This window comes from Paenibacillus sp. BSR1-1, from assembly GCF_030403775.1.
Classification (GTDB): Bacteria; Bacillota; Bacilli; order Bacillales; family Cytobacillaceae; genus Neobacillus.
Window position 1 is genome coordinate 437,016 of sequence record NZ_JAQMWQ010000003.1, and the last position, 13,205, is coordinate 450,220.

A 13,205-nucleotide genomic window follows, 5' to 3' on the forward strand; every position below is an offset into this window, starting at 1 on the left:
CTCCTTTAATTACTTTTAAAACAGTAATCTCGTAAAAAATATGATTGGACTTCGGACTTGTTTGTTATTACGAAACGCTGTTTCATTATTCGTTAAAAAAATAATAGCATGATTATCCATTTTATTTCAATAATTTTAAGAAAATATAGATATTATTTTTTTTAGTTGGGGTTGATGATCGAAACTGAGTCCTCCTAATGCCCATCCGTAAGTAAAAAGCCGGTTCGAAGTAATTAGGAGGAGCTCCTAATTACCATCAGCAGAAAAAAAGCCGACCCATGGTAATTAGGAGGAGCTCCTAATGCCCATCAGCAAGTAAAAAGCCGGCTCGAGGTAATTAGGAGGAGCTCCTAATGCCCATCAGCAAGTAAAAAGGCCGCTCGAGGTAATTAGGAGGAGCTCCTAATGCCCATCAGCAAGTAAATAGACCTCTCGAGGTAATTAGGAGGAGCTCCTAATGCCCATCAGCAAGTATCAGCAGAGAAAATCGCGGCCCTCGGTAATTAGGAAGTTTTTTCATTATCTCCTTCATACAGACAGGGTCAACGACATACCTGTCCTCATGAACTTCTCTCTTTGATTTCCTTCTTAATTTCCACACATCGCCCCGGCATCGGAAATAGTTTTCCAGCATTTAATAGATTATCAGGATTGAAAACCGAGCGAATATCGGTTTGCGCGATAATTTCCTCATCCGTAAAGACGAAGCGCATTTCCTCTCTTTTCTCGATACCGACGCCATGCTCACCTGTGATGGTGCCGCCTACATCCGCACAAACTTGAAGGCAGGCACTGCCAGCTTCCAAAGCTTTTTCACTTTGACCAGGAATCCTGGCATCGAAAAGAACTAACGGGTGAAGGTTTCCGTCCCCTGCATGGAATATATTCGCGATGCGAAGACCGGATTCTTCGCTAATTTTATTAATGCGGCTCAAAACTTCCGGCAGCCTGCTCCGAGGAATGACGCCGTCCTGTACTAAGTAATCTGGAGAAATCGCACCCATTGCACCGAATCCTGTTTTCCGGTTCGCCCACCATCTGCCGCGTTCTGCCTCATCCTTTGCCGCTCTGACCTCACGTACGTTTCTTTTTCTGCATACGCCCAGAATTTGATTAATTTGCTCATCCAATCCATCTGCAATCCCGTCTACTTCAATTAGGAGCACGGCTTCAATATCCTTAGGGTGTCCAACTGGGAATGCCGCCGCTTCTACCCCTTCAATCGCCGTTTTGTCCATCATTTCGAGTGCAGCAGGAACAATCCCGGCTGAAATAATATCGGAAACTGCCTGACTACCGTCTTCCACATTATCAAAATAGGCAAGAACCGTTTTCTTTGCTTCCGGGTTTTTCAGAATCCGGACTGTTATTTTCGTAACAATCCCCAAGGTCCCCTCAGAACCAGTCAGCAGGCCAAGCAAATCATAGCCCGGTTCATCTGGAATGCCGTTCGCTCCGATTTCAACGATATCACCATTTGGCAAAACCACCTCAAGCCCAAGAATATGATTGGTGGTCACTCCGTATTTAAGACAGTGAGCACCGCCGGCATTTTCCGCGACATTTCCACCGATTGTGCAGCAATACTGACTCGAAGGATCAGGAGCATAATAATAGCCTTTATCCGAAATGGAATTCGTCAGTTTCAAATTGACAAAGCCTGGCTGAACAACAGCACGACGGTTTTCAAAGTCGACACTTAGAAGCTTTTTCATACGCATTAGACTAATAATTACTTCACCATTTAAGGGGATGGCTCCCCCGCTTAGCCCTGTTCCTGCTCCGCGGGCGAGAAACGGAAGCTGATGTTCAGCGCAATATTTAACAAGAGCTGCCACTTCCTCGGTGTTTTTCGGAAATACAACCGCCTTAGGCAAGTGCTTGTGTAAGGTAAACCCATCACAATCATAGGCGATAAGATCTTCCTTATGGTAAATGATCGAACGGGCATCGCCCACGATGTTAGCAAGATTTAAAATATGCCGATCGTTTGATTTGATTCCCTTTACAGCCATTACCGTTCCCCCTTTCCGTCTTCTTTTTGGTACGCCCAATCAAGGAGCTGAACAGTGTGCACAATTTTTTGATTTCTGCCGTTTTTTTGTACGCCCATTGCCATCTGGAGCATACATCCCGGGTTGCCCATCGATATCATTTCGACATCTTCAGGCACATTTTGCATTTTGTTATCAAGCACAGCAGATGCCATTTCTGGATTCGTAATATTGTAAATTCCTGCACTGCCGCAGCAGCGGTCCGAATTTGGCATTTGGACCATTTCCACTCCAGGAATATTGATCAATAGGTCCCGCGGCTCCTGACGGATTCCCTGTCCATGTGCCAAATGGCAGGCATCATGATACGTGATCCTTGTTTTTAATTCCGCTTTTGGTATGTCATAACCTGTATCATAAAGATGTTTTGAAATGTCTTCTATCTTGGCGGCGAATTCTTCTGCCTTTTCATGCCACTCAGGGTCTTCACGGAACAATTCCGGATATTCCTTGAGGGCACAGCCACAGCCGGCTGCATTAACAATAATCTTATCCGAATCCATGAAAGCCTCAATATTTTGTTTGGCCAGCTTCCTTCCGGTTTCACGGTCTCCTGCATGGACATGCAGCGCCCCGCAGCAGGTTTGGTTCTTCGGAATCGTCACATCATTTCCGTTACGAGTTAAGACATTAATCGTTGCCTCATTAATATCGCTGAACATGACATCCATCACACAGCCGGTTAAGAAGGATACCTCTCGCTTGGATTCTCCCTTTGCCTTAATGACATTAACATCTTTATATTTTTTTCGGACCGGCTCTTTCACTTCTGGCATAATCGCTTCCATATCAACCAGATGCTGCGGCATGATATTGATCAGCTTTGTCTTTCGGACTACCTTTTGCATGCCGCTTTTTTGATAAAATTTTAGCAGGCTCCCGAGTCCATTCAAGCGGTTTTGATGCGGGAACAACCCTTGCAGAAATACTTTGCTTACAGCGCCTTTCAGGCCTGTTAACGGCATGGCCTGGCGAATTTGTCCCCGTGCTTCCTCAATCAGACCGCCGACTTCCACATCCGCTGGACAGGCAGTAGTGCAGGCACGGCAGTCAAGACAAGCGAAAACCGGATCCATGAACTGTTCATTAACAGTGAGTTTTCCTTCCGCCACCGATTTAATCAAATGTACACGTCCGCGGGGGGAATGCTGCTCCATTCCGGTAATCTCATACGTTGGGCACGATTCTAAACACATGCCGCAATGAACACAATCGGCCCATTTACTTTCATCCGGATGATCCTTCAAAAGATAATTACTTAAACCGGTGGAGCAAGCGGGATCTTTCATTAAATCGGCTTCTTTGATACTCATCATTAAATCCCTCCCACAAAACGCTTAGGATTAAGAACTCTTTTCGGGTCAACCTTGGATTTGATCCCGTCTAATAGGAAGAAATGCGTTGGCTTTTGACCCCAAGTGTCAATTTCTTGTCTTAATGCAAAAGGCAGATGCTTCACAACGGTATAACCGCCCAGTTTTGTAACGGACTCCCTTATTTGCTGAATGGCGGAAACAATATCTTCCTTTGCACCTTTTAAGTTTATCTGGCATAAACCGTGGCCTAATCCTCCATGGGCTTCGACCTTCAAATTGTGAGTATCACTAAGGAGATGACTTTCTTTTATGACTGTGGTAACGTCCATGTTGATAACACCAATTTTCAATGAAGTCTGAGTTGAAGTGCTGCTGTCTGTAGGGGAAATTGGAGTAAGAGAATAAAATTGGTTCCAAAAAGCTTGAGCATCCTGACCTGCAAGAATTTTCAATTCTGTATGGTCTGGCTGAATGCTTTGGATAAATTTTTCTTGATACCGAACAGATGTTTCGACATCCTCGAGTCCGATCGCTACTGTGTTACAGTTTCGACCCATCAATTTTTCAGACAGAGTTGGACTAAGCAGTTCAAGCGTTACCGGCTCCATAGTTGAATCAAGGAGCTTTGTAGCGAACCTCCTGATTTCATCCATCTGACCTTCTGGGAATGATAGTAATATCAAACTTTCATATTTAGGAAGCGGACGCAGTTTTACTGTTACTTCAGAGATGACGCCTAACGTCCCCATTGAGCCGATAAATAATTTGTTCATGTCATAACCTGCTACGTTTTTTACAACCCTTCCGCCGGATCGAATCACTTTACCATCTGGGTATACGATTCTTAATCCAATGACAACGTCTCTTGAAGAGCCATACCCCAGCCGTTTGGGACCGCTGTCATTCGATGCGACAATTCCTCCCATTGTTGCGGACGTGGGACAGAAGGGGTCAAGTGAAATTTTTTGATTGTATTGCGCCAAATACTCCTGTAATTCTTTAAATTTGGTTCCAGCCTTTACGGTTAACGTCATGTCGCCCACTACGTGCTCCACAATGCCTGTATAGTTCGACAGCGAAAGTAAAATATCGGCAGATTCGATCAAGCCGCCGAACCCTCTTTTGGTTCCGCTCCCTTCTACAAATACCTTTTTACCATGTTCATTGGCGAACTGAAGAATAGCAGCGATCTCTTCCTCTGTTTTAGGAATGACCTTAACCAGGCCGCTATTGCCAAGCGGATGATTATTCTTCTCTTCGATAATTCGCTCAGATGGTAAAATAGAGTTTAACTCTGCAAAAAGTTCTGCAGTAATCAATACCAACACCTCCATTGTTTCGTAATACGCAACGGCGTTTCTGATTTCAAACAAAAAAATTGCTTCTTTCCATTATCGGCCTACTGTTTGCCGGATGACATGACTGTTCAGAAGTTCTTTTTCGACAAAATCCAAGTGCTCCATCATCATTTGTTTCGCTTGCTGAGGTTTTCCATGCTTAATAGATTCATAGATTACTAAATGCTGGTGTTCCATCATCTTGGCAGTAGCTGGATTTTTCTCAATATAGTGGTGAAAATCAATCATGGCATTCTTCATCGTTGTAGAGATAAATTGCAGAAACTGTTTGATAATTTCATTGCCTGCCGCTTCTGCAATTACCTTATGTAAAAGATAATCCGATTCCCACCCTTTAATGGATTGATTGGAAAAAATCTCTTCCATTACATTTAAATCTGCCTCTGAACGATGGACTGCTGCCATCTCCGCAATTCCAGGCTCCAGGATTTTCCTAACTTGAAAAAGCTCACTGATATCTTTAGGACTGGTCAGCAGCAAATGGCTGTTAAACAGCCTAGTTGAATCAAATTCGAGAATAAAGGTTCCTTCTCCCCGCTTTACATCGACAATCCCTTTGCCTTTTAATGTGGTAATAGCATCTCGGACAGCGGAACGTCCAACACCAAATAACTCGCATAGTTCCCTGACCGAAGGAAGCTTTTCTCCGGCTAGAAACATTCCCGAACGGATCATTTCCTCGATTTGTTCGGCAACGGAATCAGACACCTTCAGGACCGGGATTTTTTTTACCTGCAAGGATCTCCCTCCTTTCTTTCAGTTATCACATATCTGATAAGTAAAACCACTACCTATATTAAAGCACTTTAAAAATGTAAATTCAATCAATTTTCTGAATTTACTATTTATTTTTAAAATATTTAATCACTTCATTCTATAGTAAACGTGTTTTCTTTACGATTACCCCGCATTTTTCTTCTATCGGCTGAATGACGGCCGACATATCTAATTCGTGCAGACCTTTCTCAATCGCCTGGTCGAATGCCTGCTCTGCCAGTTGACCCGTGAATTGGTTCATTCCTGCCTCTTGTAAAAGCTGGTTTGCCAAACGGACATCCTTATGGACATATTTCACGGCCCCGCCAGGTTGAAATTGACGGTCGAACACATATTGTTCCATATGCCTCCGTAAAATCCGGCTGTCCCCATAACTGACCTTCAAAATATTAAACAGCTGCTCCGAATCGAGGCCAAATGCTGCTCCCGTTACCATTGCTTCCGAGGCCGCCAGCGAATGGACCGCGACAAGATATTGATTGAGAAGCTTAGCAATGCTCCCAGACCCAGACGGACCAAGATATTCTATCGTCTCACCTAGAACACTCAGGATAGGATAAATTTTTTCAAATGCCTGCTGTTTGCCTCCAACCATAATGGTTAAGGTTCCATTTTCCACCCCTTCAGGTCCACCGCTTACTGGTGAATCCAGATAATCGATCCCTTTTTCATTCGCCTGCCCAAAGATTATATTGCTAGTTTCTGCCCCAACTGAAGTAAAATCGATACAAATGGTACCAGGTTGAGCATTTTCGAGGAGACCGGAAGTTCCTAGATAAACCTCTCCTACATCCTCAGGCATCGATAAACAAGTACAAAGGATATCACTAGAATGCGCAAGCGAGGAAATCGATTCTGCAATGAATGCACCATATTCCTCCAGTACCTTTACCTTTTCCTTGGTACGGTTATATACGCCTACTTTGTAACCATGGTCAAGCAGCTGTTTCACCATCCTTGAACCCATCACGCCAGTTCCAACAAATCCAATCTTCATTCTATTATCCTCCTATTCTAGTCAACGATTTCCATTCAAAGCTTTCATCACTTTTTCCACTTGGGGTATATTCCAGGCCGATGTAACCATCATATAAATTATTTAAAAATTGCAAAATCTCTTGATAGTTCATTTCCCCTGTGCAAGGCTGGTGCCGCCCCGGAACATCAGCTATTTGAATATGATCAATTATATCAGCAAATTGTTGATAGATTGATAGAGTGTTTCCATGAATTCTTTGTATATGGTAAAAATCAAATTGAAGCTTTACATTTGGCAAAGCAACTGTCTTAAGAATTTGAGCAGCCTGATAGATATCACTTAGAAAATAACCGGGCATATCAAATGGGTTAATGGGTTCAATTAATACTGTTAAACCATGCTTGGCCATTTCCTTACCAGCATAATAAAGGTTATAGATATACACGTCCCTTGCTGTATCTTTGTCACTTTCAGCAACGATGCCAGCCATGCAGTGGATCCTAGGCACATCCAAGGCTGCTGCATACTTTATTCCCTCATTTACTGAACTCCTAAATTCCTGGATTCTGCTAGCATCGGTTGCCATGCCCCGATCTCCCTTTTCCCAATTCCCAGGCGGCAAATTGAATAGCACCATCGATAATTGATGTTGGTTAAGCTTCTTCTGGATCTCCTCAATTGAATGAACATAAGGAAATTGGCATTCAACATAAGAAAATCCATGATTTCGGGCTTTATTAAACCGCTCCAAAAAAGGGTCCTCCGTAAAAATGGTTGAAAGATTAACAGAAAATTTACTCATCCATACCTCCAAAATCCAAGGGCTAAGCCCTAATATTTAGCATTACGAGCATATATAACGAAGAAAGGATCGTAATAATGGCGATCATCATCTTCAATTGAGGTATAGGCACCTTATTTGCAAGACGGACCCCCATAACAATCCCTGCAATTGTCCCTAGTAAACTACCAATAATTAACATATAGCTATTTCCCATACTTGCATGGGAAAAATAACCTAATATAGAAGGAATGGCAATAACGATGGAGTTCAAGAGGCTGACTCCCACTGCTGTCCTTATATTAAGCCCAAGGCCAGCCAAAACCGGTACTAGTAAGATAGGGCCGCCTGCTCCAGTTAAGGCACAAATGACCGCTGTAATAAACCCTAGTAGAATGGCTAATAAAGAATGATCTAACATTTTTGTTTGACTTTTTTCCATTGCTGGATCTTTAGTTCTCTTTAGTAAAATGGATAATCCGGCTAATAACACGAATATATAGAGAAGGAGTTTTGACAAGTAGTCGGAAATTAACACATTTATTTGGACTCCCAGAAATGCCCCTGGCAGACTTCCAATACTCAAATATAGGGCCAGTTTAAAATTCATATTTTTAGATTTCCAATAGGAAATTGTACCGATGGTGCCGGAGACCGCAAAGGATAAGAAGCTTAGTGCAAGGGAATCGTGAACAGGCATTTTAAAAAATCCTACATAAATTAATGGAAGGAGAAATCCTGAAATTCCGGACATCCCCAATAAAATACCGACAATCATGTTCAAACCTATAACCAAACTAATAAGAAATAAATAATCGGACATATATCAGACCCTCAATTTAATTCGTATTTTTTCCTTAGAACCTCTTTAAATTGATTCGGATCATCTACTTTTATCGCTACTCGCGAAAATTCTTTTTTCATCCCCATGATTAAAGTAGCTTCGATAGGCTTCTTTAATTTTAAAATGACATTCGGATGGACTTCTTCAAAATCGCGGGCCATGAATTCGATTGTATCTTTTGATTGTTTTTGGATTAATTGTTGTGGATTATCGATGATTTTTTCAACTTCGGACCACTTTATTTCGATTCGTTTTAACAGGCCTAATGAAATGTACATCTTCTCCTCCGTAATAACCAAAGGATTGAGGCGTACAGCTTGAAGATCAGCTACAAAGAAAAAAACGGTATAAATGTTGATTACGAGTAAAACAATTGACAATATCATAGACTTTTCATGAAATATCCAATGAAGGCCAGCCATTTCAATGACCGTCGCATGAATCAACATAACTCGAATGGCCATCAAGCTTGATTTTTGATGCAATGTAAACATGTTGGTGTCTTGTTGGGGTTTCTTTCTCCAGGCTGCAAAAGCAAAGTAAAACATGAGCATTTCTGAACAAATGATTCGAATAATGGGATAGGATTTAACTTGATTTTCTACTGCGTTTGAAAAAGAATAAAGAACTGGCAGAGGACTGCTTTTCACAGAACGAACAATGGAGGGCAAAAATTTAAACAATGAAAAAAGAACCAAAATCTCCAACAAGAAAAGACTGCCTTCAACAGCGAAACCCAGCCATGTTACAGATTTAAAGGGTGCTAAATACTCCTTCGGAATATAGAAACTAACAAATATTAGGCCGCCGGCAATCCCAAAAATAAGGTTTTTCCAGTTTAATTTACGTATCCAGGCCAGAAATAAAATCGGAGAAATTAACGCTAAATCGATCATGGATGCGACAACGACTAAATTAGGTTGATCAGGCAGCAATTGAATTCCCAATGTTGTATGGTACAGACTATAATTTGCACTCAACACTAACAATAGTAAGATCGGCAAAACATTTGGGCTGGAGGCCCTTTTTAAAACCATATTACCCCGCCTTTCTATTTTTCTTTAATTATACCATAAATTACCTGTAGGGATATTTTTTCAGAATACATAGATTGGTAAAGAGAAAGAAAAAATTATGACAAACTAAAGGCAGGTTTACCCTGCCTTTTTTGAACCCCTCCGATTTTAAATTTTCCGGCCTTTCTCTGCCCAATGCGGTTCTCTTAAAATACGGCGTACGACTTTACCAACTGGGCTTTTAGGCAATACTTCAATAAACTCCACTGAAGAAGGCTTTTTATATGAAGCCAGCTTTTCTTTGCAAAATTGAATCAATTCCTCTTCAGCGGCTGTTTGTTCAGGTTTTAGAACCACATAGGCTTTTATGGCTTCTCCCCATTTTTCATCAGGGACTCCAACCACAGCTGCTTCCATTACAGCTGGGTGTTGATAGAGCACTTCTTCCACTTCACGCGGATAAACGTTAAATCCACCGGAAATGATCATATCTGATTTGCGGTCGACAAGGAACAAGTACCCTTTTTCATCGAAGTATCCCATGTCCCGTGTGAAAATCCACCCGTCTTTAATTGTTTCTTTTGTTAATTCAGTAGATTTCCAGTAACCAGTCATCCCTTGATTTGATTTCACAAGGATTTCACCGATTTCTCCTACTGGTACATCTTCACCCGTTTGATCTACAATTTTAATAGAAGCTGTTGGTACGGGACGGCCGCATGATAACAAACGATTTTCAGCTTCTTTTCCCTCACCTGTATGTTCCTTCTTATTTAAAATTGAAAGAAATAGCGGTGCTTCTGTTTGGCCATAGTATTGAAGGAATTTTGGACCCCATAAGGCAAGTCCTCGTTTCAGAGCCTCACGTGGCATTGGTGAAGCTCCGTAAATAATATTCCTGATAGATTCAAAGGAAAACTGTTCTACATTTGGGTGGTGTAAAAGCATGACAATCATGGTAGGAACTAGATTTAAGGTTGTTGGTTTTTCATCGTGAATGGTTTGGAGGTATTGTTCGGGATCGAAGCTTGGCAGGATGAAATTGGCTGCTCCGGAAATCCAATGTGGAAGCACTAAGGCTCCTGATGCATGAGTTAAAGGAGCTGCGTGAAGCATCGTATCCCCTTCTTGAATTTCTATTGAGGTTAAAATGTTATTGCAAATGGCGGCCCAGATTTCCTGTGTATGGACGGCTGCTTTGAGGGTTCCCGTCGTTCCGGAAGTATATTGAATGTTGGCCAGATCCGACTCGAGAACTTTTACAGCTGGTTCATCATCAGAAACCCCTTGAATAAATTCATTCATATTAAGCATCCACGGTTCCTTTGTCGTTCCATTCATTTGACAATAAAAGTGGAGATTGTTACAGTGTAGTTTGATTTGCTCTGCCCGCGCACTGAACTCTTCTGTATATAATAGAGCCTTTGCTTCCGTTTCCTTAATCATATGAATATGTTCTTCCTCTGAAAGCCTGGTATTTAACGGAACCTTAATAATCCCAGTTAATAAAAGGGCAAAATCAATTTCAACGCTTTGCAAGGAGTTGGCCAATAAAAAAGCCACTCGATCTCCCTTTTTCAGTCCAAGGTTTAACAAGGAATTGGCCAAACGATTACTATTTCTAAATACCTGGTTGAAGGTTAATTTTTCTCCTTGAAAAATAACGCTTGTATGATTTGGATAAAATCTGGCACCTCTTTTTATTAATTCCACAGCATTCATTTTTCATTTCTCCCTCCAAATGTTCAAAATTAAAATCTGCCATGCTTTCCTTGTCCGTTTGAAAAACGTGTCGCTCCTTCACGGGATTCTCCGCTGTTGACAACATTCAGTCCTAATAGAAACTCCAACTGCATTGCTTTATCAAATTCCTGATCAAATCCACGATAAACGGCCTGCCGGTCACTTAGCATGCAGGCCTGAGGAAACTCGGAGATTTCTGCAGCTAGTTTTTCTGCTTCTTTTTTGGCAGTACCTGGTTCTACGATGCGATTTGCCAGACCAATCATCAATGCCTCTTCCGCTTTGACGGGACGGCCAGTTAAAATCAGATCCAGTGCACGGCTCATTCCAATCAGCCGGGGCAGCCTCTGAGTCCCACCATCCACAAGCGGAACACCGAAGCGGCGGCAAAAAACACCAAATACCGCATCCCGTTCCATCACACGGAGGTCACACCAGATGGCTAGTTCCAATCCTCCGGCAACTGCGTAACCTGAAACTGCCGCAATAACTGGTTTGGATAAGTGCATTCGGCTGGGACCCATCGGACCATCCTTTGACATGTCCAGATTCATTTCATTCCCATTTCCAACAGAAAGGGCTTTCAAATCTGCCCCAGCACAAAAAGTCCCGCCTGATCCATACAAGACGGCAACCCGTAAAGTTTCATCCTTTTCAAATTCTCGAAAAGCCTCTGTAAGCTCTTTAGCATTCTTTTGGTCAACCGCGTTTTTAACCTCCGGCCGATTAATGGTAATTGTGCAAACCTTCCCATTTTTCTCAAACAGTACGGTCATTTTCTCAACCTCCTCATATGCCTTTATGGCTTTTTCATTTTCCTTCCTGGCATCAATAACCATTATAAAACAACGTCCAAGTCGAAACTTGTCCGTTTGTACTGTTATAAAAATAAAAAAAGCTATCAATGAGACAGCTGATGTGTAAAGCGCCAAATTCTTTTTTATCTGTTTTGCTGTCAGGAAGTTGGTCAATTTTTCAACTTTTTACATTTTCAGCACCATAAAAGGCAAAAATATTTTTATCGAAAAGGGGGTTAAAAATGGCTACACCTAATGGATTTATACAAGAAATACTCGGTATAAGCTTTAGGGCCCGACATAAAAGGAATCAAGAACCCAAAAATTCATTCGAAAATCCAATCATCCATAAGCAAATAAACGGGGAAAAGGTCTATCATCCATTAAACCGGTCACTATGGAATGAATAAAGAAGATCTTCTTTAAATCAAAAAGTGGAAAAATTATAAGATTAGGAAGGATGAAGACAGATGGCGAAAACAACCAATACTCAACCAGCTAACAAAGATACTAATTTAGATCAAGCAAGTATCACCAATAGCTTAGATAACGACAACGCTTTTAGCGAAAATGGATTAGAAAATAACCGTATACTAAACAAGGCTGTGAATGAAAAAAAGCAATAAATCCGGTCAATACGTAAAATATCTGGAAGGATGATCCCCATTGGCAAACATGACTGTTAATTTAAAAGAAGCAGGTAAATCTCGGTCGATTCAGACGCTGGAAACGTTTCTATCCGGAATGGATGGCATTGAAAGGGCATTAGTAGACACTGAAGATGGGGAAGTAAAAATAGAGTACAATGAGAATGAACTTTCCCAGGAAAAAATCAGGACCGCTATATTAGAAAATGGGTTTCAACTTAATGAATAAAGGTTTATGCGAATTAACTAGGTGTTAAGGAAGAAGGATTTTTCGTGGAAGATAATATTATTGATATGTTAAACGAAAATATTAAAGGAAAAGTTGATGAAGAAATAAAAGGCATGACCTTTACAAAAAACTTCCGCTCACCAACTGCAGAAGAATGGTATATTTTTTTGCCAAGTTTTAAGGATCCTGTTACTGGAGGAGCAGCTGGAAAAACCATAATTCACTATAACCTTTATGATACAAAACATATTTTTATTAACACCACTATCATTTTTGATGATCCTAATTTACACAAAAGAGAATTACACCAACTTGTTTATGCAATTTCAGACGAGATTGTGAACCGTCTTGTCGGATATGCAGATACCCTTTTATCTGTTCACTCAGGAGAAAATTCTTTTAATGCAGAGTTTAAACAATGACATTCAAAAGAAGAACAATAATTAGCGAGTTTCATTTTGACATCTGCTAGATTAATGGGTTTGACCTTGTTCTTTCCACTTCGGTATTTTACAGTCAAACTCTTTTAAAGCGTCAAAAAAGGACAATCCTATTGGATTGTCCTTCTTCATGTGCCTGGCAACGTCCTACTCTCACAGGGGCGCGTGCCCCAACTACCATCGGCGCTGAGAAGCTTAACTTCCGTGTTCGGTATGGGAACGGG

14 protein-coding genes and 1 rRNA gene are annotated in these 13,205 nt (G+C 41.3%); 4 read left to right on the top strand and 11 right to left on the bottom strand.

The genetic code is table 11. From position 1 onward, the window contains the following. Window positions 1–560: 560 nt before the first annotated feature. From PH210_RS07805 to PH210_RS07850, 10 genes are all read right to left on the bottom strand, one after another. Window positions 561–2,015 carry an FAD-linked oxidase C-terminal domain-containing protein gene (locus PH210_RS07805; protein WP_289984403.1) on the bottom strand — a complete coding sequence of 485 codons (1,455 nt, stop codon included), beginning with the start codon at window positions 2,013–2,015 and terminating at the stop codon, window positions 561–563. Then, a complete protein-coding gene (locus tag PH210_RS07810) occupies window positions 2,015–3,367 on the bottom strand; it encodes a (Fe-S)-binding protein (protein ID WP_289984404.1) in 1,353 nt (450 codons plus the stop codon). Before PH210_RS07810 ends, PH210_RS07805 begins: the two co-directional genes overlap by 1 nt. Window positions 3,368–3,369: 2 nt before the next feature. After that, window positions 3,370–4,689 carry an FAD-binding oxidoreductase gene (locus tag PH210_RS07815; RefSeq protein WP_289984406.1) on the bottom strand — a complete coding sequence of 440 codons (1,320 nt, stop codon included), beginning with the start codon at window positions 4,687–4,689 and terminating at the stop codon, window positions 3,370–3,372. Between the two features lie 72 nt (window positions 4,690–4,761). Next, a complete protein-coding gene (locus PH210_RS07820) occupies window positions 4,762–5,466 on the bottom strand; it encodes a FadR/GntR family transcriptional regulator (protein WP_289984408.1) in 705 nt (234 codons plus the stop codon). Between the two features lie 136 nt (window positions 5,467–5,602). After that, window positions 5,603–6,502 carry an NAD(P)-dependent oxidoreductase gene (locus PH210_RS07825; RefSeq protein ID WP_289984410.1) on the bottom strand — a complete coding sequence of 300 codons (900 nt, stop codon included), beginning with the start codon at window positions 6,500–6,502 and terminating at the stop codon, window positions 5,603–5,605. A 4-nt stretch (window positions 6,503–6,506) separates the two neighbouring features. After that, window positions 6,507–7,286, bottom strand: coding sequence for a hydroxypyruvate isomerase family protein (locus PH210_RS07830; protein WP_289984412.1), 780 nt, complete (start codon window positions 7,284–7,286; stop codon window positions 6,507–6,509). Between the two features lie 22 nt (window positions 7,287–7,308). Beyond that, window positions 7,309–8,088, bottom strand: a complete 780-nt coding sequence (locus PH210_RS07835; protein ID WP_289984414.1) for a sulfite exporter TauE/SafE family protein — start codon at window positions 8,086–8,088, stop codon at window positions 7,309–7,311. Between the two features lie 11 nt (window positions 8,089–8,099). Beyond that, window positions 8,100–9,146, bottom strand: coding sequence for a beta-carotene 15,15'-monooxygenase (locus PH210_RS07840; RefSeq protein WP_289984415.1), 1,047 nt, complete (start codon window positions 9,144–9,146; stop codon window positions 8,100–8,102). A 147-nt stretch (window positions 9,147–9,293) separates the two neighbouring features. Then, a complete protein-coding gene (locus tag PH210_RS07845; RefSeq protein WP_289984417.1) occupies window positions 9,294–10,847 on the bottom strand; it encodes a class I adenylate-forming enzyme family protein in 1,554 nt (517 codons plus the stop codon). A gap of 29 nt (window positions 10,848–10,876) precedes the next feature. Next, window positions 10,877–11,644, bottom strand: a complete 768-nt coding sequence (locus PH210_RS07850; RefSeq protein WP_289984419.1) for a crotonase/enoyl-CoA hydratase family protein — start codon at window positions 11,642–11,644, stop codon at window positions 10,877–10,879. 263 nt (window positions 11,645–11,907) lie between these two features. Between PH210_RS07850 and PH210_RS07855 the strand changes: the two genes are divergently transcribed. From PH210_RS07855 to PH210_RS07870, 4 genes are all read left to right on the top strand, one after another. Then, window positions 11,908–12,075 carry a hypothetical protein gene (locus tag PH210_RS07855; RefSeq protein WP_289984420.1) on the top strand — a complete coding sequence of 56 codons (168 nt, stop codon included), beginning with the start codon at window positions 11,908–11,910 and terminating at the stop codon, window positions 12,073–12,075. Window positions 12,076–12,135: 60 nt separating this feature from the next. Then, window positions 12,136–12,291: a hypothetical protein gene (locus PH210_RS07860; protein WP_289984422.1), complete on the top strand. Its 156-nt coding sequence runs from the start codon at window positions 12,136–12,138 to the stop codon at window positions 12,289–12,291. A gap of 49 nt (window positions 12,292–12,340) precedes the next feature. Continuing rightward, a complete protein-coding gene (locus PH210_RS07865; protein WP_289984437.1) occupies window positions 12,341–12,541 on the top strand; it encodes a heavy-metal-associated domain-containing protein in 201 nt (66 codons plus the stop codon). A gap of 65 nt (window positions 12,542–12,606) precedes the next feature. Next, window positions 12,607–12,963, top strand: a complete 357-nt coding sequence (locus PH210_RS07870; RefSeq protein WP_289984439.1) for a hypothetical protein — start codon at window positions 12,607–12,609, stop codon at window positions 12,961–12,963. Window positions 12,964–13,115: 152 nt separating this feature from the next. Here the strand turns inward: PH210_RS07870 and rrf are convergent. Continuing rightward, a 5S ribosomal RNA gene (gene rrf / locus PH210_RS07875) occupies window positions 13,116–13,205 on the bottom strand; the annotation flags it as partial.